At 53.0% G+C, this 23303-nt stretch carries 19 protein-coding genes and 1 pseudogene; 6 read left to right on the forward strand and 14 right to left on the reverse strand.

Annotation, left to right across the window (positions count from 1 at the left end):
• Positions 1–24 precede the first annotated feature (24 nt).
• On the forward strand, positions 25–1062 hold the full coding sequence (locus KRAC_RS34995) for a Gfo/Idh/MocA family protein (protein ID WP_007915607.1): 1038 nt from the start codon (positions 25–27) through the stop codon (positions 1060–1062).
• Between the two features lie 52 nt (positions 1063–1114).
• On the opposite strand, the gene KRAC_RS35000 is transcribed toward KRAC_RS34995, so the two are convergent.
• From KRAC_RS35000 to KRAC_RS35010, 3 genes are all read right to left on the reverse strand, one after another.
• Positions 1115–1423, reverse strand: a complete 309-nt coding sequence (locus tag KRAC_RS35000) for a nucleoside triphosphate pyrophosphohydrolase family protein (RefSeq protein WP_007915608.1) — start codon at positions 1421–1423, stop codon at positions 1115–1117.
• A 133-nt stretch (positions 1424–1556) separates the two neighbouring features.
• Positions 1557–2162, reverse strand: coding sequence for an HAD-IA family hydrolase (locus KRAC_RS35005; RefSeq protein WP_007915609.1), 606 nt, complete (start codon positions 2160–2162; stop codon positions 1557–1559).
• Between the two features lie 34 nt (positions 2163–2196).
• Positions 2197–2742 (reverse strand): ribonuclease FAU-1 family protein, encoded by a 546-nt coding sequence (locus KRAC_RS35010; protein ID WP_007915610.1) that lies wholly within the window; start codon positions 2740–2742, stop codon positions 2197–2199.
• A 155-nt stretch (positions 2743–2897) separates the two neighbouring features.
• On the opposite strand from KRAC_RS35010, the gene KRAC_RS35015 reads away from it, so the two are divergent.
• Positions 2898–3374, forward strand: a complete 477-nt coding sequence (locus tag KRAC_RS35015; RefSeq protein WP_007915611.1) for a DinB family protein — start codon at positions 2898–2900, stop codon at positions 3372–3374.
• Positions 3375–3439: 65 nt separating this feature from the next.
• On the opposite strand, the gene KRAC_RS35020 is transcribed toward KRAC_RS35015, so the two are convergent.
• Both KRAC_RS35020 and KRAC_RS66860 read right to left on the reverse strand, forming a co-directional pair.
• Positions 3440–4783, reverse strand: a complete 1344-nt coding sequence (locus KRAC_RS35020) for an Nramp family divalent metal transporter (protein ID WP_007915613.1) — start codon at positions 4781–4783, stop codon at positions 3440–3442.
• A 246-nt stretch (positions 4784–5029) separates the two neighbouring features.
• Complete coding sequence (locus KRAC_RS66860; protein ID WP_083815059.1) at positions 5030–5338, reverse strand: cellulose binding domain-containing protein; 309 nt, start codon at positions 5336–5338, stop codon at positions 5030–5032.
• A gap of 203 nt (positions 5339–5541) precedes the next feature.
• Between KRAC_RS66860 and KRAC_RS35025 the strand changes: the two are divergent.
• Positions 5542–6778: pseudogene (locus tag KRAC_RS35025) on the forward strand (RNA-guided endonuclease InsQ/TnpB family protein).
• Positions 6779–6805: 27 nt separating this feature from the next.
• Here KRAC_RS35025 and KRAC_RS35030 read toward each other — a convergent pair.
• The 5 genes from KRAC_RS35030 to KRAC_RS35050 all read right to left on the reverse strand — a co-directional run bounded on the left by KRAC_RS35030 (position 6806) and on the right by KRAC_RS35050 (position 12459).
• Positions 6806–7975: a glycoside hydrolase family 5 protein gene (locus tag KRAC_RS35030; RefSeq protein WP_007915617.1), complete on the reverse strand. Its 1170-nt coding sequence runs from the start codon at positions 7973–7975 to the stop codon at positions 6806–6808.
• Between the two features lie 268 nt (positions 7976–8243).
• Positions 8244–9077: a carbohydrate ABC transporter permease gene (locus KRAC_RS35035; protein ID WP_007915623.1), complete on the reverse strand. Its 834-nt coding sequence runs from the start codon at positions 9075–9077 to the stop codon at positions 8244–8246.
• Positions 9078–9103: 26 nt separating this feature from the next.
• The gene (locus KRAC_RS35040) at positions 9104–10036 is read right to left on the reverse strand and encodes a carbohydrate ABC transporter permease (RefSeq protein ID WP_007915625.1); all 933 of its coding nucleotides are present in this window, start codon (positions 10034–10036) and stop codon (positions 9104–9106) included.
• 30 nt (positions 10037–10066) lie between these two features.
• On the reverse strand, positions 10067–11350 hold the full coding sequence (locus KRAC_RS35045) for an ABC transporter substrate-binding protein (RefSeq protein WP_007915627.1): 1284 nt from the start codon (positions 11348–11350) through the stop codon (positions 10067–10069).
• Between the two features lie 104 nt (positions 11351–11454).
• Entirely contained in the window at positions 11455–12459 is a 1005-nt protein-coding gene (locus KRAC_RS35050; RefSeq protein WP_007915629.1) for a LacI family DNA-binding transcriptional regulator, read from the reverse strand.
• Positions 12460–13024: 565 nt separating this feature from the next.
• On the opposite strand from KRAC_RS35050, the gene KRAC_RS35055 reads away from it, so the two are divergent.
• Positions 13025–13990 carry a CPBP family intramembrane glutamic endopeptidase gene (locus tag KRAC_RS35055; RefSeq protein ID WP_007915633.1) on the forward strand — a complete coding sequence of 322 codons (966 nt, stop codon included), beginning with the start codon at positions 13025–13027 and terminating at the stop codon, positions 13988–13990.
• A gap of 131 nt (positions 13991–14121) precedes the next feature.
• Positions 14122–15990, forward strand: a complete 1869-nt coding sequence (gene pabB, locus KRAC_RS35060) for an aminodeoxychorismate synthase component I (RefSeq protein ID WP_007915637.1) — start codon at positions 14122–14124, stop codon at positions 15988–15990.
• Between the two features lie 20 nt (positions 15991–16010).
• On the opposite strand, the gene KRAC_RS35065 is transcribed toward pabB, so the two are convergent.
• The 4 genes from KRAC_RS35065 to KRAC_RS35080 form a co-directional block, all read right to left on the reverse strand.
• Complete coding sequence (locus tag KRAC_RS35065; RefSeq protein WP_007915642.1) at positions 16011–16583, reverse strand: non-canonical purine NTP pyrophosphatase; 573 nt, start codon at positions 16581–16583, stop codon at positions 16011–16013.
• Between the two features lie 128 nt (positions 16584–16711).
• Positions 16712–17530, reverse strand: coding sequence for an alpha/beta fold hydrolase (locus tag KRAC_RS35070; protein WP_007915643.1), 819 nt, complete (start codon positions 17528–17530; stop codon positions 16712–16714).
• Positions 17531–17648: 118 nt separating this feature from the next.
• Positions 17649–18164 carry a DinB family protein gene (locus KRAC_RS35075; RefSeq protein ID WP_007915646.1) on the reverse strand — a complete coding sequence of 172 codons (516 nt, stop codon included), beginning with the start codon at positions 18162–18164 and terminating at the stop codon, positions 17649–17651.
• 192 nt (positions 18165–18356) lie between these two features.
• On the reverse strand, positions 18357–21509 hold the full coding sequence (locus tag KRAC_RS35080) for a winged helix-turn-helix domain-containing protein (protein ID WP_007915648.1): 3153 nt from the start codon (positions 21507–21509) through the stop codon (positions 18357–18359).
• 492 nt (positions 21510–22001) lie between these two features.
• Here KRAC_RS35080 and iscB point away from each other — a divergent pair, with 492 nt between their 5' ends.
• Positions 22002–23291, forward strand: a complete 1290-nt coding sequence (gene iscB, locus KRAC_RS35085; RefSeq protein WP_007915649.1) for an RNA-guided endonuclease IscB — start codon at positions 22002–22004, stop codon at positions 23289–23291.
• Positions 23292–23303: the final 12 nt, after the last annotated feature.

The following is a 23303-nucleotide window of genomic DNA, read 5'->3' on the forward strand; positions in this document are numbered from 1 at the left end:
TTTTAGAGAGGATGGAGACCTGGAATGGCTTTGCGTCTAATTCAAGTTGGCCTGGGAGGAATTGGTGGTCACTGGTTTCGCACGGTTTTGAACTCAAATACAGAGGTCGAGGTGGTGGCGTGGGTAGAGATTGTAGAGGAGGCATTGCAGCGTGCCATTGAGAAGTGGCCGTTACCGCAGGAGCGCTGTTTCTCCTCATTGGAGGCCGCTCTAGAAGCGTATGAAGCGGATGCTGTGCTCATCACCGCTAGCCTGGCAGGACATGTGCCAAGCGCCCGGACGGCACTCCTGGCGGGAAAGCATGTCTTGATGGAGAAGCCCTTCGCGCCAACCATACAGGAGGCGCGCGAGCTTGTCACATTGGCGCAGGAGCAGCAGCGCATCCTGATGATTAGTCAGAATTATCGCTTCTTTCCGCGAGCGCTGGCGGCCAGGCAGTATGTGCAAGAGAAGACCCTCGGAGAGCTGGGAACTGTCACTGTCGACTTCCGCCATTATGCCAATAGAGCACCTGTAGAAACTAACCGCCATTATCATATCTGGCAGCCCCTGCTGGCGGACATGTCGATTCACCACTTTGACCTGATGCGCTATGTCCTGAAGCAGGAGCCGGTTAGTATCTCCTGCACAAGCTGGAATCCAGCCTGGAGCCGCTTTGTGGAGCCGCCTGCCGCTGCGGCCACTATTCGTTTTGACGGTGGCGCGGTCGTCACCTATCGTGGAAGCTGGGTCAGCCCTGGTCAACCAACATCCTGGACTGGCGACTGGCACATGGAGTTTACCGATGGCGAGCTGATCTGGAATGATCGCAGCGAGATCGGTGGGGTGACGAACAATATTTTTGTGCGCCGCCTCGGCGAAGAGCTGGCCCCAGTCGAGTCACCAGCCCTGGTGCCAACTGACTTCGCGGGCAGCCTCACTGCCTTTGTCCAGGCGATACGCTTGGGAAGCGAGCCAGGCTCATCGGGAAGAGATAACCTGAAGACCCTGGCCCTCATGTTCGCGGCCATCGCATCTGCCGAGCAACAGGGGCTTCCCATTGAAATTGCCAGCCTGCTTTAAGCTCTAGCATAAGAGAAGCGTGTATCCCAGCTGGGAACACGTTTCTCTTATGCTAAGCCTTAGTCCAGCGCAGCCATTTCTCCTCGATTTCGTGCTCCAGGTCTATGTCGTAGTGCCTGGCGAGCAGGAGCGTCTGGCAGAAGACGTCGGCGAGCTCTTTACGGAAGTCGGCCTGGATTTCCTCGGGTGACTTGCCCTTGGTGCGGGCCTGGCCCGAGAGCATGAGATAGGCTTGTGTGAGCTCGCCAACCTCTTCTTGTAGCTTCAAGACAAACCATGTCGTGTCGCGCTCGATATTAAAGCGCTCAGCATAGGTTTGCGAGACGCCCTCTACCGCTGCGGAGAGCTGTTCTAAGTCCATATCGTGCTCCTGTCCGACGCTACTAAAGCACGCATCTACATATAATGGAGCGACACACCTCGTGCCATTATATGTAGATGCGTGCTTTAGTAGCGTCGGGATTTTAGTGCAGCTTATCATATCACAGTTACTGTTATTTGTCAGAGTAGAGCCGCATCTTCTCGGTAAAATCAGCGAAATCGGAGTACACCTCGGCCTGCAAGCCAACGCTGTGGGCTGTTGCTACATTCGCTGGACTGTCATCCCAGAAAAGGACCTCTTGGGCGTGCGTTACTTCTAGCTTCTTGAGAATGTGAGCATAGAACTCTGGCTGGGTCTTTTTATAGCCGATAAAAGCCGATGAGAATATGCCATCAAATTGCTTCTCGAAGCCCATCTCTTGCAGGATATAGGCGGTGCGATATTGCTCCTGCATCGTCGCCACGTAACAGGCTGTGCCCTGACCCCTGAGCGTCTGGATATAGGCCAGGAGTGGCTCATTGATGTTATGCTCGGCGCGAAACCAGTAAGCTATGAGATCATCAACTGTCCCTCTCCAGCCCCATTGTTGTATGTATGGCGCAAGCTCTTCTTTCAGATCAGCCTTGCCAATAATGCATGCGCCAAATTTGTTAGTGAAGAACTCCTGAGTCATAGCTTTGGTGATGCCATAATCCCGCTCCAGATGCTTGCCCCAGTGATCACCAATGGCGAGCACGCCATCAACGTCGAAAAGTAGGATTTTTGGTTTGTTACGCATATATTTCTCTTCTCTACAATAAAATTCGTGTATGCTATACACTGATTTGAGTTTCCAGGCGAGCTTTGTAATGCGCAACCAGTGGGAGCAAGGGAAATCGTTGTTCTTCGAGCTGCGTCATGAGCTTTCTGGTCTCGTTCCAGGCCAGGTTATACTCGTCAGTTGAGATAATGCCTTGCGCATAGGCCTCGTTCAATTCATCCTCGTCGAGGAGTTCAACTTCTCCACCAGGGAGGAAGACCAGGTCCAGATACAGATCGTCATAGCACAACATTCCCTGTTCGTCCATGTATGTGCGTTTGCTTATATCGATATACCAATGATGAACTCTGTCTTGCGTATCGAATGTAATCGTGGCGACATGGTTTGATCCCTGGGGAAAGAGTTGTAGCCAGGAGTAGCCGTTATTGACCACGCAGACCCGCTCTCCAGCTATCGGCATCCATAATGGAGCATCGACCTCATCAAAGTAGAATAGGCTTGCATAGCCTTGAAAGGCTGCATCGTTAATTTCTCGCTGCAAAAACCTGCTCTTGATAACGTGATGCCAACCGCTCATATCCGCGCGCTTCTGCTTCATTGAATCCTCATGCCTCTCGCTTTTTTAAACACAGCATATCATACCGTTTGGCTCCAGCGATAGAGAGTAGCCGCGTACGCCAGTAGCGGGTCTTCTCTGCAAAGACATATAATACAAGCAGGGAATAAGCTCTCCAGAATGTAGAAGGATCGGTAATGCAGCTGGTAAAGAAGTTTCAAGAGCGTTTGCGGATGAGCGCGGACGAGTTCCTCTGGGCCGTGAGCCTGGTGCCGCAGGAGCGGCTCTTTCTAGCTCCTCGTCAGGATAAATGGCCGGTGGCGCGTTTACTCTTCCACCTGTCTTTGTATGAAAAGACTATAGCTCTCCCCACCATGCGCCAGTGGTCTGGCGGGGCAAAACCAATTGTAGGCACGCAGGAGGAGGACGAGGCGCGAGAGAATCAGGCCTGGAACGAGGGCCAGGGACACGAGATAGCCGCGATGAGCGAAGAGTTTAAGGCCCGGCGTGTCGAACAGATCACCTTGCTTGCTGAGTTGACGGATGAGCGCCTGCAAGAGCGCTTGCCTGTGTTGTGGGGAGAGCGCTCCCTGCAATGGGTATTGACCAAGACCTATCAGCATACGCTTGAGCATACCGACGAGGTGTTGCGTGCCTACCTCTGGTGGAAATAGAAGAAATAAGAGAAGGAGGGTGGTTGCGGCCTGCGCCGCAACCACCCTCCTTCTCTTATGCGGAATTAAAAGATTGATTGGATGGCGCTGGTGAGCAGGTAGAGGTTGAGGGCGATGATCAGACCAGCAACTATGCAGGCGACAGCGGTCGTAATGCGATGGTTGACCAGATTTTTCATGAGCTTGCGCTGGCTGGTGAAGATGACCAGGGGCACCAGGGCGAAGGGGATACCGAAGCTCAGGACCACCTGGCTGATGACCAGCGTGCGCGTCGGATCGAGACCGATGGCGATCACAATGAGTGCGGGCAACATCGTAACCAGGCGGCGAATCCAGATGTGGATGCTGCGTTTTAAGAAGCCCTGCATGACGACCTGCCCCGCCATGGTCCCTACCGCCGACGAGGAGAGGCCCGAGGCCAATAGCGAGATACCAAAGATCTTGCTGGAGGCGTTCCCCAGGAGTGGCTTGAGCGTGCGGTAAGCCTCCTCGATAGAGGCAATATTGGTCAGGCCATTGGTGTGAAAGGTTGAGGCCGCCATGACCAGCATCGCCATATTGACCAGTCCGGCGATACCCATGGCAATGATAACGTCGATGATCTCGAAGCGGTAGATGCGCTTCTGGTGCGCGGGATCGTCGACTATAATGCGTTTCTGCGTCAGAGATGAGTGCAGGAAGATGACATGTGGCATCACGGTCGCGCCCAGAATGCCGACCGCAAGTAGCAGGCTCTCTGTGCCATCCAGGCGGGGAGTAACAACGCTCAGGCCGATCTGGCCCCAATCGGGACGGCTGATGAAGATTTCGAGCAGGTAACAAAGCGCGATAATGCTGACCAGGATGGTAATCACGGCCTCTAATGGGCGGAATCCGCGTCGCTGTAGTCCAAGTAGCAGGACGGTACAGACGGCGGTAAGCAGGCCGGAGATGAGCAAGGGAATATGGAAGAGCAGCGTGAAGCCCAGGGCTGCGCCAAGAAACTCCGCCATATCTGTGGCAATGGCGACAACCTCGCTCACAACCCACATGCCCCACACCACAGGGCGGGGAAAGTGTTCGCGGCACATCTCGGCCAGGTTATGCCCGGTCGCGATCCCCAATTTTGCCGAGAGCGCCTGAATGAGCATTGCCATAAGGTTGCTTGCGATGATGACCCACACAAGCAAATAGCCAAATTCCGCTCCACCCTGTATATTCGTGGCGAAATTTCCGGGATCAACATAGGCTACACTGGCGATAAAAGCGGGACCAAGAAAAGGGAGGAGATCACCTAACGCAGGCTTTCCTTTCCCCTTGAGCACCTTCTGCGCGGCCAGTATAGTGGCATCATCTGAGGCCGTGGATGGTGGCGGGAGGCAGCGCGAGAAGAAGTTCCCCCCCAACTTATTCAGTGGCTTAGAAGACATCTGCGAACTCCATTTCCCGATTTTTTAGAAGAGCAGAAAGACGTAGTTTTTAAGATGATAAAAAAAATTTTTAATGCTCTAAAAATTAGAATACCTGGAGATAAAAGTTTTGTCAAGGGGCTTGATTGTAGCCACGTCGAAAAACGGGGAAATGTAGAGTGGTAGCAATTTAAAGCCGAAGAAACAGGCAGTAGCGGGCCTCTCAATAGCCCGACGCTGCTAAAGCACGCGTCGGGCAACTTTCGACTACGCGGTGGTGCATTGCTGACTATTGAGCTTGAAGGATGTTGGATTGGTGTTAGTGCCATTGTAGGAGGCGTTGAACCCGATGCTGGTCGAGCCACCGGCACTGATTGAGCCGTTATAGCTTAAGTTTGTGACAGTTACCTGTGCTCCCTGCTGGGTGAAGTTGCCACTCCATTCACTGGTCAGTTGCTGCCCATTGGGGAATGAGAAGACCAGCGTCCAGCCGTTGATGGTGGAGGTGCCAGTATTGGTGATGGTAACATTGGCGGTAAAGCCGTTATTCCACTGGTTCGAGACGGTGTAGGCAATTTTGCAGCTTCCGCCAGGAGTTGGGGTGTTAGTTGGCTTAGGAGTTGGGGTGTTAAAAACGTTTCCAAGTAATTATGCCAGATGTTGACAAATGAAGGCGTCTCTGGTAGAGTTCTGTTGGAAAGAATGTTCTTCAATCAAAGAACAAGAGTGAGGCACATCGACTCCAAGGACGTGTTGTTGGAAAAGGAGGAGGCCACCAGATGCAGTTGGTCGAACGACATCTCATCCGTCACCATGATGCACGCTTTGCTCTCATTGACCAGGCGGCCTTTGCCTCTAAAAACCTGTACAACCAGGCCAATTACCACGTCCGGCAAGCCTTCATTCACGAGGGGACCTATCTCCCCTACGCCGCCATCTATCATCGCTTGAAACAGCATGAGGCCTATTGTGCCCTGCCTCGCAAAGTCAGTAACGCCATCCTGATTCAACTTCACCACAATTGGGGCAGCTTTTTTGCGCGTGATGGAGGCCTACCGCGAAGACTCCTCCGCCTTCACGGGGCGCCCCAAGATCCCTGGCTACAAAGACAAGGCCAAAGGCCGCTTCCTGCTCATCTACGAGAAAAAAGCCCTGGGCAAGAGGGCATTCAAGCGCACAGGCAAACTGGTCCCATCAGGACTCCCCATCGAGATCGCGACCCAGATCACCTGGGAGGCCATCAGGCAGGTACGCATCGTTCCACGCGCTGATGGCTACATGGTCGAAGTCGTCTATGAGCAGGAGATCCAACCGGCTGCGGTCAACCAGCGGCTTCGAGCAGCCGTGGATGTGGGCGTCAATGTGCTCGCAGCCATCACCAGCGACAAACCCGGTTTTGTGCCTCGTCTGGTGAGTGGCAAACCCCTCAAAAGCCTGAATCAGTTCTACAACAAACAGCGCGCCAAGCAGCAGCAACGCCTCGCGCATGAGAACCGATACACCTCCTGCCACCTGGACCGTGTGACGACGAAGTGCAATCGCCGTGTGGATGCGTATTTGCACACGGCCAGCCGTCGGATCATTGATCTGTTGGTGAGCGAAGGCATCGGAACGCTGGTGATTGGCAAGAATCCCTTGTGGAAACAGGATGTGACCATGGGACACAGGAACAATCAGCAGTTTGTGCAGCTTCCCCATGCCCGTTTCATTGAGCAGTTGACCTACAAAGCGCACCTGGTTGGGGTCAGAGTCATCCTTCAGGAAGAAAGCTACACCAGCAAGGCAAGCTTTCTGGACGGTGACCCCATTCCAACCTATGAATCGAACGCTGCTGAGAAGCCGGTGTTTTCAGGCAGGCGTCTCGCTCGTAGTTGGTATCGCGCCAGGGATGGACGCCTCATTCATGCCGATATCAACGGAGCGTATAACATTTTACGCAAAAGTAGCTCCGACCCTTTGCAAGTGGGGCGAGGAGTAGCGGGAGCCGCAGTTCTCCCGAGACGGCTGGCCGTCTGAACGGATGGCACATAGGCATATGTGCCATCATTTTAAGATACTGTTAGTCGACGTAGGAGTTGGAGTGCTATCGCCGCCGCTGCCACTTCCCAGAGAGAGCAGGTGCGTCTTGTAGCCCTGCCCATAATTTGTCGGCGTGCCGGTGTAATCGGTGATGAGCGCGGGCGAGCCCCCACAGTTACCCGTTGCCGTCCAGGTCCAGGCCAGGTAGCCAATGGAATGCTGATCCAGCCAGCTAATCAAGGTGTTGATAAAGCCGGAGGAGCAGTCATTCTCGCCCAGCTCGCCAACGAGCACGGGTACCTGCGCATTCACTGGCTCGATTTGCGAGTCCCAGCAGCCGCTATTGCTACAGGAATTGAAATTGTAGATGTGAGCCGAGGCCACGAGATTATTATTGGAGTCACTCGGCTTATTGGCCAACCAGCCGCTCAGGTCGTTGGAGTAGGCCAGACCGCCCAACATCAGAATATTGGTCGCGCCAGTCGCGCGGACCGTGTTGACCAGGGATTGCATGCCAGCCACGGCGAAGCTTACATCCGAGCAGGGGTTTGTACTGGGAGCGGTGCTGCCATTCTTCCAGCATGACCAGCTACTGGTATATGGCTCATTATAGAGGTCAAAGATGACCGAGGAATTGCTTTTAAAGGTATTGGCGACCGAGGTCCAGAAGGCAGGCGCGTGGTCCTGGTCTGGCATTGGTTCCTGGCCAGTCGCCTGCAGGGAGCCGGGAGCGTTCCAGTGTAGTTCGACAATCGCGACCATCCCATTCTGGTTCAAGAGGTTAACCCAGTTGATGATGTCTGCCTGATACTGTGAAGCCGATTTTCCGTTCGCGGGAAAGCCATTGATGCCCAGCCAGCAGTCCTCATTCAAAGGTACACGCACGATATTCACGTTCCAGGTCTGCATGGCGCTGACTGAAGCCTGATCTACTGGTCCGTCAAAATCCGTGGTACCAGACTTGGTACACTGGTATTCGGTCCCCATGCGATCAACGCCATGGGGGATGAGGATATTGCTATCGCTATCTTTAATCTGATTGCCCACGACATGTAAGCCTGTGGGGGGGCTACCGCTGGCCCTGGCTATGCCTGTAGATGTCTTCCAGAAGAGAAGCGTTCCCAGTATGCCGAGGCAGACGATGCCAAGCATTAAGGAACAGGTAATGGGGGAGATTGCTTGCTTTTTCTTCATGCTTCCTCCGCCGCTGAATCATTCCAGCCTGCTTCAATACAATTGCGCGATTCTATCCTTAAATCTAGCGAATGCCTGTAACAAGCTACCTGAAGCTACATTTCAGTGAATATGTAGCCTTGTTCATGAAATACTTGTACCCCTTTTTGTGCCTGCCTGTCAAGGCTGCACGCATGGTTTACATAGGCAGCAAGAAAGTAAAAAGCCAGGATGTCTTCCCGCTAAGGGAAGACATCCTGGCTTGCAAGTAGGTGACTGAGGAGTGAGGCTAGAATTTAATCGCGCCCGCAGAGATGTTGGCGATGAACTGACGTGTTCCCAGGAAGAAGATGATAATGAGTGGGATAGTCGCCAGCAGGGTGCCAGTCATGACCATGCTGTAGTCGGTGTTGTAGACACCATTTAGATTGGCAACCGCAACCTGTAGGGTGAACAGCTTGGGGTCATTGAGTACGATCAATGGCCACAGATAGTCATTCCAGGAGCCGATAAAGGTAAAGATGCCCAGGAAACCCAGGGCTGGGCGCAGGGTGGGCAGGGCTACATTCCAGTAGATGCGGAAGTGTCCTGCCCCATCGATCTTCGCGGCATCGATCAGTTCATTTGGGATCGCGCCAAGAGAGTACTGGCGCAACCAGAAGATACCGAAGGCCGTCACCATGGTTGGAACGATAAGTGGTAGGAAGGTCCCAATCCAGTGCAGATCCGACATGATGACGAACGAGGCCACTAGAGAACCTGCGGAGGGCAGAATCATCGTACCGATCAGGATCACGAAGAGCGTATTTTTCCCTGGAAACTCAAACTTGGCGAAGGTGAAGCCTGCCAGGGAGCAGAAGAAGAGCACTAGCAGCGTGACGCTGCCCGCGACCAGGACGGTGTTGAGGAAACTGCGATAGAAGTCAATGCTCTGCAATACATGCGCGATGTTTGTCAGAAGCTGACTGCCAAAGATCAACTTGGGTGGGACGCGGTAGATATCGCTCGTCGTATTGGTCGCCATAACAATCATCCAATAGAAGGGGAAGATCGAAATAATCAGCCCCAGTAGCAGAGCGACCTCGACAATAAAGCGTAACCAGCGAGACTCGTGTTGTATCATTGCTTTTTCTCCTTCTTGTCGTAGTTTTAGCGCTCTGTACTCTGGACAATTTTCCAGTTAACGAAGGTGAAGATGACCAGGATAAAGAACATGATCCAGCCGACCGCCGCGCCGAAGCCATAGTGGAAGGAGGCGAAGGCCTGCCAATACTGGTAGAGTGACATCGTTAAACCGGAATTACCGACGCCGCCATTATTGCCAAAGAGGATCTGAGGCTCGGTAAAGAGCGTCATTCCGCCAAGGGTGGAGGAGATGACGGTAAAGAGAATCACTGGCCTGAGCAGCGGGAGCGTGATGTGGTAGAACGTTCTCCAGGTATTGGCGCCATCGATACGCGCCGCCTCGTAGAAATCACTGGGAATGCTCTGTAAGCCAGCCATGTAGATCAGGGCGTTATAGCCGGTCCAGCGCCAGATGGTGATCATGGCAACCGCCCAACGCATCGGCCAGGCATCGGTAAGCCAGCCAATGGTGTTCAGATGCATGGTGCCAAGCATCTGGTTAATAAGCCCATACTGATCACCGAAGAAAGAGCCAAAGATCAAGGCAATAGCCACAGTCGAGGTGATGTTTGGCAGGAGATAGGCCACCTGGTAGGCAAACTTGGAGCGCTTGCGCATATTTAAGAGAAAGGCCAGTAGTAGCGCCAGCACCAGCATAGGAATGGTGGAGATGATCCAGATTTCAAAGGTATTGAGAATCGCCTGGCCAAAGATAGGGTCGGTCAAGGCGAACGCGAAGTTGTTGAAACCGATGAAGTTCATCTGCCCGATGCCATCCCAGCGCTGAAAGGCCAGGTAGAGCGAGAAAATGACTGGCGCTATGCCGAAGCAGAGATAGATAATAAAGAAGGGCGCGATTGAGAGATACATGGGAAGGTACTTGCGCAGATTGCTGCTCCGCGCGACGGTATGTTGCTTCTCAACCTTCTCGGCAATACTCACAGGTGTTGCACTCATCGGATATTTCCTCCTTGAAGTAGCGAAACACTAGCGTAAGAGACCACGTTGTGTCGTCGCCTGTGCATCATTCCAGGCCTGGTCAGGATCTTTTCCCTGGTACTCCACCAGGTTTAGCTGGTCACCAATGGCGCCCCCAACAATACCATCGTAAGGACCTGAGTAGAAAGAGGGAATGTTTTTGACCGCGACGTTAAAGACTTCCGAGGTATCCTGACCGCCGTAAAAGTCTTCTTTCTGATGCAAAGCGGGATCATTGAGGGAATCTAACGCCGAGGGATAGAGCTGGAGATCCTTATAACCGGCGACCTGGTTGGTGGGTGATTGAAGCCACTTGATGACCTCGAAGGCCTCTTTAGGGTGTTGAGAGTACTTGGTAACCGCCATAAAGGAGCCGCCAGAGTTGCCATCACCACCGGGCGCACGAGCGATACGCCATTTTCCCTTGGTATCAGGTGCCGCGTCTTGCAAGACCTGTTTCATCCAGACCGCGCCTACGAAAGAGGCGATGTAGCCGTTGCTGACGCCCTGATTCCAGGAGGTGCCCCACAGGGGAACCTTGCCATCGACGCCCGCTTTGTAGGTCTTGATCGCCTCGTCCCACATGGCCTTGATGTGAGACTGGTCGCCCAGATAGGTGCCGCTCTTATCAAAATATTGTTTGGCGCTTTGTCCAAGCATCTGGCCATACACGGTGCCGATGTTATCGAACATAAAGGATTTGTTGTTGGTTGCCTGCTTCAATTTGACACCGGCATTGATGTAGTCGTCCCAGGTCTTGAGCTGGGCTGCGACCTGCGCGGGATCGGTTGGCAACCCGGCTTTCTCAAAGAGGTCTGTGCGATAGAAGAGGGCGGTGGGACCGGTATCCATGGGGAAGCCAATCATCTTGCCATCGGGAGCGATGCCCAGGTTCCATTTCCAGGCCAGGTACTGTGATTGCACATCGTTGGCGCCCAGGGACTTTAGATCAACAAACTGATCCTCGTCGGGAAAATAGGTTGAGATGTTCGAGTTGATACCCATGATGTCGGGTACACCACTATGGGCCGCCATCGAGGTACGCACCTTATTGTCATAATCCGTAATCTTCTGTGCATCCAGGACAATATTGGGAAATTGTTTACTTACCTGCGCGATCAGGCTATCGCTAATAGAGCGGTTCCAGTACCAGAGGGTCAGGTGAATCTTGCCGTCATCGCTGCCCGCGCAGGCGGCCAGGCCCATAGCGGTACTAAGGAGGGCAAGGAGACAAAAGAATGTGTTGAGCCATACTTTGCGCCGGCGCAAAGCTGGACCAGAGGCGTAGATCATAATGAACCCCACTTTCCTGAGAATGTCCCCAACGTCAGGGGATAGGCGACATTGCGATCTATTCACATCATGGTTTCGCGTAGCAAAACCTATGAAGGGAATACCTAAGGAAGTAGTGCCACCGAATGGCGTATGATAAGTTCTGGTTTTATGACGTGTGTTGAGACTATGGGTTGGTGCTCAATCGCTTGTTGTAAAGTGTGCAGGGCCTGGTGTATTAATTTATATTTATCGATTCTGACGGTGGTCAATGGAGGACTGGTATACCTGGCCAGGTTGATGTCATCGATGCCAACAATTGAGAGTTCTTCTGGAACACGTATGCCTAAATCCCAGGCGGCTGACAAGACCCCAATGGCCATGAGATCATTGGTTGTGAAAATAGCAGTAGGCCGCTCAGGGCGCTTAAGGAGTTCGTAGGCCGCCGCCTTTCCCAACTCCAGTTTAGATGCTCCCCCGGCTATGAACTCTGGATCAATAGAGACGCCACGCTCTATGAAAACACTTTTAAAGCCGTTTGTGCGTATGACATGATGGTCGTAATTATTATTGTCTAGATGTGTAACTATACCAACCTGCCTATGTCCGGCCGTAAAGAGATGTTCCGCTGCGAGCCTGCCTCCTTCAAAGAAGTCAAATAGGACAGTTGCATAGTTGGGGAGATCTTCACCTTCCCAGAGGCAGTAAATTACTGGGAGGGAGGGTGGTATAAGCTCTTGCACAATTTGCGGCGAGAGCGCACAGGTGATAATAATGCCATCAACTTTTCGGGCGACCAGGTCTTTCAGCATAAGCTGTGTCATCTTGTCATCGTCGGTAAGAGTGGTGACAAAGATACGTAGACCAGCGGCATAGGCCAGCGTTTCCGCCGTGTACACAATTTCCGCGAAGAAGGGGTTATCAACAGGGTAGACGATCAGGCCAATGATGCTGGTGCGGCCCTTGATCAGGCTGCGTGCGACCAGATTGGGGCTATAGCCCAGTTCCTGAACGTACTGAAGCACACGTGCGCGCGTCTTCTCGCTTACTGATCCTTTGCCCGAGAGGACATTTGAAACCGTTGTCGCTGTGACACCTGCCGCCCTGGCGATATCATAAATAGTTGTCATGGTGCTCCTTCATCTTTGGAGAAGCCTTGCAGTTAATCGATAAACTAGATAGTATTACAATTAATTAACATATATTGCTGTTAATGTCAAGGAATCGCATGCTGATAACTAGCAATGCATTTTTTGTTTTGACATCAATTTGAGTAACTTCTTTCTCGCTAGTGTTTGAAAATGGGTCAAATGACTCATAGATTACGCTTATAAATTGGGTACACTACCTCTTGCTTGGGCAATACGAAAACAAACTCAGGAGTTCTTGTTATGGATGATAAAACCCCTGCTTCTCTGCACTCTCTATCATAAACTCATCCCTTCTTCGCGTGACAAAACCAAGCTTTTTACGATAATAATTATAGACGTACTTTCTCTTGCATTGATGCATTTTGAGATACATTGACGTGCAGCTACGCTAATTGATGCATTCTAAAAACTGATTGAACCAAATCCCCTTTGTCTTGTCGTGCAGACATGATAACGATATGTTTTGAATTCAGATAGCTAAAGTGAGATTACTGCTATCCTCCTGTGACTGCGAACCTGGGATATAAAAGGATGGAATACTGAAATGCAGACATCATGTAGTAATAACGACATTATTAAGGTAGAAAAGAAGGCAACGTTTTATACCTGGTGGTTGCTGATCTCTCTTCTCGCTACGCTTTTTACGCTGCTGCCAGTCTATAGCAGTATTCCTCTAATTTATAAGTTACTTAGAGATTTGCCAGCAGGTGAAGCAATTGCTAATCTGTCACATCGTCCGGAGACTATTCCTGCTGCGCTGGGCTTTACCCTCTACTGGCTGATCGCTTCATGCTCAACCTTCCTCATGCTCTGGATCTGGGTATGTATCGTTGAGCGGCGAGGTCTCTGGCCTTTTAGATTGCCGAGATGGCAGGCTTTGCGTACTTACTTACAAGGTTTGCTCCTTGGTGTAGTATTGATGAGTGTGATTGTCTGCATCTTGCTCTCTTCCAGTACCGCGACACTACAACTGGCGGGTTCAGCAGAGGGAGGTGGCGTGGTCGCCCTCCTTTTTACCTTGCTTGGCTGGATGGTTCAGGGACCAAAAGAAGAAATCGTTTACCGAGGCTGGTTGCTCTCCAGGCTGACCGGGCGCTATGGTCGCTGGTTCAGTATTTTGATGTCCTCCCTGGCATTTGCGCTTGCGCACATTCTTAATCCTCACGTTAATCTATTGGCCCTATTCAATCTCACATTATTCGGCGTGCTCTGTGCTCTCTGTGCCCTTGCCGATGGCAATATCTGGCGCGTCGCTGGTCTGCATACCACGTGGAATTGGATGCAGGGTCATATCTTTGCCCTGCCCGTAAGCGGCGTGCAGTATCATGGTGGGAATCTCTTCCTCTTCCAGAACACTTACGCGACCTTGCTCAATGGCGGAGAGTTTGGCCCTGAAGGCGGCTTAGTTGTCACGCTCGTCCTTGTACTGGGCATCTCCCTGATCTGCCTCAGACAGCAAGCGCTTGCCACCCCGGAATTTCTCGCCAAGCGCGCTACTCAACCTCTCTAAGAGAACTGCCTCTACAGTAGAGGCATACGCCAGTAGCGGCCTTGACGGCTGCTGGCCATTTGCTATACCATGCCTTACGCATATCCGGAGTTCTCGCTCCAGTTCTGTGGAGCAAGCGTCAGGCGGTTTTTATGGTTTCCCTCAATTCAGCATCAGACTTTGTGCATTTGTTACAGGTAGGCAGTGATGTAGTGCTGCTTGAGAATACTTTGGGAGGGCAGGGTGATGGGTGGGATTATCTCTTTGTCGACCCGGTGCATATTCTACAGATCCACCAGGCGAGCGACTTTCTGCCGTTGCTTGCGACTATGCAGAAATATGTCCAGGAGGGCTATTACCTCGCTGGTTACTTTGCCTATGAATGTGGCTACTTCCTGGAAAAACTGGGTAAGGTCGCTTATAGGGATGAACACGCGCCCCTGGCCTGGTTTGGGGTCTACCGTCAGCCATATCGGATTGATGCCGCTCTCAGAGAGGCTGCCTGGCAAGCCTATGCCTTAGATCACCAGGATGAGATGAACTGTGAAGTCCAGGACGTACGTTTTGATCTTGACGAGGAGACGTATCGCCAGAAGGTCGAGCGAGTACGGGAGCATATTCGCGCCGGAGATGTCTATCAGATTAACCTGACGGGGCGCACACATTTTCGCTTCGCGGGTTCGCCCCTGGCCCTGTATACGCGCCTCCGCCGGGTTCAGCGTACGCTCTATAGCGCCTATATGCGTATAGGCGAGCGAGCTGTATTGAGCTTCTCGCCTGAGCTGTTTTTCCAGATAGATGGCCAGCATATAACGACTCGCCCTATGAAGGGGACAGCCCAGCGAGGCCGCACGCTGTTGGAGGATGAGCAGCAGGTCTCATGGTTGCGCGGTGACGCCAAGAACCGGGCGGAGAATATCATGATTACGGACCTCTTACGCAACGACCTGGGGCGCGTCTGCGAGATTGGCTCGATCACTGTTCCGCGCCTGCTAGAGGTCGAGACCTATGAGACCGTGCTGCAAATGACCTCGACCGTCACAGGCCAGCTTCGACGCGATGCCAGCCTTGAGCAGATCTTCTCCAGCCTCTTCCCCTGTGGTTCGGTGACGGGCGCTCCCAAGCTCAAGGCCATGGAGATTATTGGCCAGTTGGAGCAGACGCCCAGGGGCGTCTATACCGGGTCGATTGGCTATATCGCGCCTCCTTCGCCACAAAGCCCCGTTCAGGCTATGTTTAACGTGGCTATTCGCACCATTGACCTTGAGCATGGGCAGGGAATGATGGGTATTGGCAGTGGTATTGTCTATGACTCGCGGGCCGCTGAAGAGGCCGCCGAGTGCGCGGTCAAGGCTCGCTTCCTGACCACACAAGCGCAAGAGTTTGCTATCCTGGAATCCATTCTCTGGGACGCGGGCTATCAACGTCTGGAGAAGCATCTCAAGCGGATGCAGGACTCAGCTCGCTATTTCGGTTATCCCTGGGATGAGGGGCGTCTCCAGGCGCTTTTACGTCGGCAGGAGCGTGAGATGCTGCCGGGTTGTGCTTATAAAGTGCGCGTGCTGCTAGAGCGTAGCGGTGTCTTCACCTGCGAGAGTGTACAGGTTCAAAAGTCGCGAGAGGAGCTAGTGCGAGTGATCATCAGCACCGAACGGACCAACTCGCAGGATCGCATGTATTTCCATAAAACTACGCAGCGCCCCCTCTATGAGCGGGCCTTTCAGTCAGCCCATCAGCATGGCTATGCCGATGTACTCTTCCTCAATGAGCGCGGTGAAGTGACCGAGGGCGCGATAAGCAACATCTTCATTGAGCGTGATGGCAGGTTGCTTACCCCGCCAGTAACCTGTGGTTTGCTGCCAGGAATCGCGCGCCAATGCATCCTGGAGGAGCACCCCAACGTGCAGGAGGCCCTTCTCACCCTGGACGACCTCCTGACAGCAGAAAAGGTCTATATCTGCAACGCCATCCGTGGCCTGCGCCAGGTCCAGGTCATCACACCCCCAGCCCATGATCAGTAGCCACGCTAACAAGTAGCCCGTTACTGGCGTACGCGGCTACTTGTTAGCGTGGCGTTTAGATAGGTTGCGAGATCTTGCAGGGCCTGAGTGCTCATAGAGGTTGCTAGATACTCGGCCTCTGACATCTCGGCCCAGGTCTGGTGGTAGCCGCTGGGGATGAAGATGGGGTCCCAGCCAAAGCCGCCATTGCCACGAGGGGTGAGCGCGATGGTGCCTTCACAGGCGCTGGTGAAGATGCTCAGGACATGACCATCATATAAGCCAATGTGTACTGAGGCCAGAGCTGACCTGTCCTGTGACTCGGTGAGTAGCTTGCATAGCCCTTCTGTGCCTAGCTCTGCGTAGAACCATTTGATGAAAGGTCCTGGCAGTTTCCCCAGGGCCAGGAATTGCAGCGAGGTATCTTCCACCAGTACAGGTGCTTGAATATGTTTATATGCTTCCCTGGCTTTATGTTCGATGATCTCTGCTGGCTCAAGTGATTGAATTTCAAGTAGATCCAGGTCTTTGTGCAGTAGTGGATAGTCGATATAGTGGCTGAAGCGTTTCACTTTGCCAGGGTTGCCTGTGACGTATGTTAAGGTGTCAAACATGGGTGCTCCTCGCTGTATTGCCGTTCTCTGCTCGCGTTGTCATCATACAGCCACTCCTCACCTTTTTCAAGTTATTGGCCTGCTACTGGCATACGCGGCTACTGAAGTCACGTATGCCAGTAGCGGGTTCAACCCTGGATAAAAGCCAGCAGGTCATTATTGAGCTGGTGCTTGTGTGTGACAAAGAGGCCATGTCCCGCGTTCTGGTACTCTTTGTAGATATTGCCTGGCACCAGTTTGGCGGAGCGTCGCCCGGTTATGTCGATGAGGGCAGAGGCATCCGCCGTTCCATGGATGATCAGCGTTGGCAGGGTGATTTCTTGCATTTCGGCGCGGAAATCGGTGTAGACGTTGGTGTGCCAGCATTGGAGTAAAGCCATAGGTGAGTTGTAGAGACATTGCTCCGTCATCCACTGGACAAGTTCTGGCGAGACCTTGTTGCCCAGGTGCGTAGCAAAGAAAGCCTGTGCTCTTTGGGTAAAATATTGTACTCGATCTTCGCGAAGTTGTCCGGAGATGGACTTAAAGACAGCCTCGGGCACGCCTTCTGGATTATCCTCTGTTCTGCATAGGAAGGGGAGAATCGCTGAGATAAGCGCAATTCTGGCGACGCGGTCGGAGCCGTGGCGGGCCAGGTAATGTACAACCTCGCCACCTCCCATCGAGTGGCCTACCAGGGTGAAGTCACGCAGGTCGAGGTGCTCAATCAGCGCGGCAAGGTCATCGGCAAGGGTATCTATGTCATAGCCATGCCCCGTTCGGTCCGAACGCCCGTGTCCACGACGATCATAAACGATACAACGCAACCCTTGCTCAACCAGTGTAGGGATTTGATATTCCCACATATCGGCATTCAAGGCCCAGCTGGAGACAAAGACAACTGGCGCCCCCTGGCCCCAATCCTCATAGAAGAGACGGGTGCCGTCTTTTGCGGTAAAGAATGACATAGCTATAAACTCCCCAGAAAATGTACTATTGAATTCTTTTTGTGTGATAGGAGAACCAGCCAGTGTGACGCTGGTTTGTTGATGCCTGGCTGGTTCATGGTGTCGCGAGTAGTTCCGGTTAGATAGGGTAACCTTTTGCCCCCTGGAGGCCTTTGAGGACTGAGATCTCACCTGTCATGTTGTCGATATGTCCCAGGACCATACGATTCAGGATTGTGCCAACCGTCATGTGTCCCAGGCCAAAGCTTGTCAGGTCGAGGTCGCGGGCCAGGTCCTCATCTGTCAGGGTCGCGAGGTAGGCATCGGTGGCTGCGTGGACAGCTTGAGCATAGACGCTTACAGCGGGTAGGTCGATGCGGACGCGGCGTGCCCATTCCGCAGTGCTCAGAGGCTGTACCTCGCTGATGCCGGTCTTCTCTGCCCATTCAGTTGCGTAGAGAGGGGCTCCACCTTTGAGAACCATGTTGATGGCCAGGTCTTCGCTCGCGATGGCATGTACATAAGTGGCGGCGATGGGGTTCGCGGTTCCAGGAGGTGCCCAGTGGGTCTGCTCGGCAGTGATGCCTTCCAGAGTAACATTTAGAAAACCATGCGCCTGTTGAATCTGCTCACGTAGAAGTGTCGTTGCGTTCATAATGTAGTTGCCTTTCTTTTTCTCATTTGTTTGAGGATAGATGCATGTTCATCTCTTGATGTGCAAAGTATAGCTGGAAAGCGAGGGGTATGACTTCACCCGTCCTGGTGATTGAGCGGGTGATTAGTCTCTAGCGTTGGGTGAGGTAGGTAGTTGTGGGTTGGCACACAACGCCTCGCGCGAGGATTTAATTTAGAGGAGGTGCAGACGCCTGGCGGCGGCGATGGCCTCGGCGCGCCGGCTGACATCCAGCTTGCGATAGATGCTGCTGACCTGGGTCTTAATGGTATTGGGGGAGACGACCAACTTCTGCGCGATCTCGGCGTAGGTTTGCCCGGCGACCAGCAGGCTTAAGACGCGTTGCTCCTGAGGACTCAGGGGTTCATAGAGTCCTTCTGGAGCCTGTGGAGTGTGCTTTTCGATTTGCAGGTTGGTGGCTTTCTGCGTGTGTTTCTGTTCCTCCTGGGCAAAAGCTGTTAGCAGGGTGGAGATGTAGGAGATGCAGGTAGGGGATAACTCTGGCCTTGGCGGGTTTTTGAGCAAGTTCTGGAGTAGGTGGCGCATAGGCTTGCCCGCGTCCAGGTACACACGAATATAGCCCTCAGGCTCCGTCAAGTTCAGGAGGCGTACGACAACCTGCTGGGCCTGTTCCATTTCTCCCAGTCCGTAGAGCGCGCTGGCCTGTAACGCCAGCAGGTGAATGACCTCCCAGGTGCGCTTACATTGCTCCATATTGCTGAGTAGCGGAACCAGGATGTGTAAACCCTGCACATATTTTTCTTGTGCGAGGTGGACATTGATCAGCGCTATATATTCCTCGATATAGAGAACGCTCAAGGTCTGGGGATCGAAGTCATATTGAGCCGCCCAGTTCTCTGCCGCTATGAAGTTGCCCTGTGTGAGCCAGAGTGCTACCTGGGCGGCTGCGACATCATGGGCATAGTTTGTAAAGCCAGTGCTTTCGACCAGGCTTTGGGCCTGCTCCAGCGCCTCCTCTGCATCCGCAATCTTGTCGGAGGCCAGAGCGATTTTTACATAAGTCGCATGGCCCCAGATGAGCAGGTTCATATCTTGCCAGCGCGAGGCGTGTTGCAATGCTACCTGTAAGCTAGCCTCTGCCTGCTCCAATTTATTCCAGGCATAGTAGAGGAAAGAGAGATCGAAAGCGGGGTAGACAGCGACCGAGACGTGTTGTCCCAACTGCCCAAGGAGGTCCTGGGCCTGTAAACATTCCTGGTGTAGCGAGTGGAGCTGGCCCGCGTAGAGAAAGGCCGCTGCGAGCCAGCATATCACAGCAATAGCTGTCACGTAGTCTTGCTCCTGAAGTGCCTGCTGCTTTAACTCGATCAGTTCTTCTAAAAAGAAGCTCGAGTCGCCCAAGACCTGGGAACTGACAACGAACTTATGTAGCACAAACCATTTCCAGGCGACGGATTCGCCCAGCATGAGATGTTGTATGCGCTGGGCAATGAGGCGAAGCTGCTGCATATTGCCCACGCGGAAGGCCTCGCTCATCGGGACAAACTCGCGCAGCAGGCAGATGCGGTTCTCAATCTTTGTTGTTTCTGTCGGTGTGAGGGATGCGTCTCTCTCGTTAGGCAATATTTGCTCGACTCGGGTGATGATCTGTCCACTCTGTGCCAGTGCCAGTGCTCGCTGCTGCTCCGGCATATATTGGGTACTAGAAAGTAAGTTCAGGGCCGAGGTGAGGGCAAATCCCAGGTGTTCGCGCAGAATGTTATCGGGAAGGCGTAGTAGCCAGGTCGCGACCGTTCTGGTCTCGCCTTGTGTCCATAGCTGCCTCGCGCCTTGCACCAGCATTGTGGCCGCGAATGGATAGTCTTGCGCGGCCAGGGCGTGGAACATTGCCTCGTGGATGGAACCCTGGGCCGCGTGCCAGCGGGCGGCGCGCTGGTGTAGCGCGTTTACCTGCTCAGGTTGTGTAGCTTGTAGGCGTGCCAGGAGTACTTCGCGAAAGAGGGTATGCAAACGATACCACTGCCGTTGCTCGTCCAGCGGAACTATAAAGAGATTGTGGCGCTCCAGCATCTCTAACAGCTCCTGGCTGGCTGGCTCGCCCGTTAGTTCCTGGCAGAGGGCGGCGTTCATGCGCGAGAGCACCGCAACCTGGAGCAGAAACTGCTGTACAGATGGCGCTTGATGTTGAAGAATCTCTTCCTGTACATAATCGAGAATGAAGCGATGCTCGCCCGTAAAGTGCTCGATAAAGGTAGAAGGCTTTTTGTGTGAACGCAGTGAGAGTGCGGCCAGTTGTAGGCCCGCGATCCAGCCTTCTGTGCGCTTCTCCAACACTTGTACTTCTGTCTCAGAGAGCGAGAGCGTCATACCCTCATTGAGGAAGGCCTGGGCCTCTACTGGCGTAAAGCGTACCTCTGGCTCGCGAATCTCGCTCATCTGGCCTCGCATGCGCCAGCGTGCCAGAGGGAATGGCGGATCAACGCGACTGGCGATAACCAGGTGCATATTCGCGGGGAGGTGATCGAGCAAGAAGAGCATGGCCTCATGAATGGCCTGGTCTTCAATCACATGGTAGTCATCCAGAATAAGGATAATCTCGCCGGAGGACCTGAGAATCTCATTGATAAAGGTGATGAGTATAGTTGAAAGCGGGGGTGGCTGAGGTGTGTAGAGCATAGCCAGGGATGTATCGCTAATCTCTGGCAGGCAGATGCGCAAGGTTGTAATGACCGAGGCCCAAAAGCGCGTGGGATCATTATCGGCCTCATCCAATGAGAGCCAGCCTATCGTATGCGGCGAGCGTGACGCCCATGTACTCAGCAGCGTTGTTTTCCCGCTTCCAGCAGATGAGGAGAGCAAGAGCAAGCGATGGGTAAGTACCTCATTCACCTCTTGCAGCAAGCGCTCGCGCCTGACCAGCATCGAAGGGAGTTGAGGATGAGTATGCTTGGTAGCGATGAGAGGTACGTGGCTCTGATGCACAATACCTGGCGAGTCAGGAAGTGCCTGTGTAGTCTGTTGACTCGTTTGGGACACAGAGCGATGCTCGTTCGCGAAGGTCTGCGCTACTTGCTCTAAACGTTCTAGCGTGGCGCCGCTTGTCTGTCCAAGGTAGCGCTTGTGTGTCTGCCCTTGAAGTGTACTATAGGCATACCAGTAGCCATTTCCCCGGGCTCGTGCCTCTTTCACCACGCTCATATGCCCAAGCCGTCCCTGAAAGGCGAAGGAGGTCTGGTCAACCAGCCAGTCTTGCCATGGCTGGTTGTTCTCAGAACCAAAATATTGCTCTAGTTCGCCTTGCGTGCGCAGTTCATAGCATTGTTGCTCTTCTGACCAGGTAAGTGCATGGAGAGATGACTTCGGCATAAATACCTAACTGTTTTAGCCCCACGTGGAGCGCCTCAGAGGACGATAACATCCATTATTAAATCTCAATTACTCAATCTTGAAGAGTGTAACATAAGCCAGGATGAGTATGCAAACGGTAGAGTGACCGGAATGTCAATAAAAATAAGAATAGTATTTAGGAGCATATCAGTTTATAATTGAAGTAAAGGATGCTGTGGCGAGCAAAAGAAGAGGAGCGAGTAGTCAGGTACCCCATGCCTAAAGGCAGGGGCTTGTGAAAGCAAGCTCGGACCTGTCCAGGCTTAGCCATGGGCCTTCTGCGCGAGGCAGGAGGTTATCAGGCTACGATAGAGGAGAAGTGTTCAAGTTCCTACCTACAGGTGCGTGCCAGCCGGTAGCTCTAGAATCTCTGGGTTAAACAGCAAAGCGGGGTCTATGCAGTGCTCAGGGAAAAGTACCGCCCTCTATCATTGTCGAGGCAAACATTACCCTGGAAACAGGAGGCTCAACTTGAGCAATGTTTTTGTGATTGATAGTGACTATAAACCTTTAAATCCGGTGCATCCAGGACACGCGAGGCGCTTGCTCAGGCAAGGGAAAGCAGCCGTGTTTAGACGGTATCCGTTTACCATTGTGCTCAAACGGGTTGTCGAGCAGCCAGAGGTACAGCCATTGCGCTTGAAACTCGATCCAGGCAGTAAAACGACGGGAATTGCCCTGGTGAACGACACCAACGGCAAAATTGTGTTCGCGGCTGAACTCTCACATCGAGGGCATGCAATTAAAGACAGTCTTGATAGCCGTCGTGCAAGTCGCCAGGGGCGTAGGCAGCGTAAAACACGCTACCGCAAGCCGCGATTTGACAATCGACGGAGGAAGAAGGGATGGTTGCCACCATCGTTAGAAAGTCGCCTTGCCAACATTCTGACGTGGGTAGCTCGCCTGTGTCGATATGCTCCCATTGCCGCTCTCAGTCAGGAGCTTGTGAAGTTTGATATGCAATTGATGGAGAATCCCGACATTGCAGGTGTGGAATACCAGCAAGGAACCTTGCAAGGCTATGAGGTCAGGGAATACTTGCTGGAAAAATGGGAACGCACGTGTGCCTATTGTGGCAAACAAGATGTCCCGCTTCAGGTAGAGCATATCCATCCACGTGCCCGTAGTGGTACGAACAGGATGAGCAATCTTACCTTGGCGTGCGAAGCATGCAATACTGCCAAAGGCACTCAGGAGATCGAAGTCTTCTTGAAAAAGAAACCTGAAGTGCTCAAGCGTCTTCTCGCTCAGGTCAAAAAGCCACTCAAGGATGCCAGCGCTGTCAATAGCACACGATGTGCTTTGCTCGAACGGTTGAAAGCTCTCGGCTTGCCTGTCGAGTGGGGGAGCGGTGGATTGACGAAGTGGAATCGTACCACGCGAGGGCTCCCCAAAACCCACTGGCTCGATGCAGCTTGCGTAGGCAAGAGCACGCCTGATGTGCTTTTGCAGAAGGGAGTCATCCCACTGCGCATCAAAGCTACAGGGCATGGGAGGAGGCAAATGTGTGTGCCTGACAAGTATGGATTCCCGAAGCAGCACAAAGAGCGCAAAAAGACATTTCTTGGGTATCAAACGGGTGATCTGGTCAAAGCCATCACACCCAAAGGAACATTTGAAGGACGGATAGCCATTCGTCATCGGCCTTCATTCCGACTGGAGAAGGTCGATATTCACCCCAAATATATGCGTTGTGTGCAACGATCCGATGGCTATGAGTATACACAGAAAGGAGTGCGCCATGCTCCTCCCCATGGCTAGAGCCAGGGGCCC

The sequence above is a fragment of the Ktedonobacter racemifer DSM 44963 genome (genome assembly GCF_000178855.1).
GTDB lineage: Bacteria > Chloroflexota > Ktedonobacteria > Ktedonobacterales > Ktedonobacteraceae > Ktedonobacter > Ktedonobacter racemifer.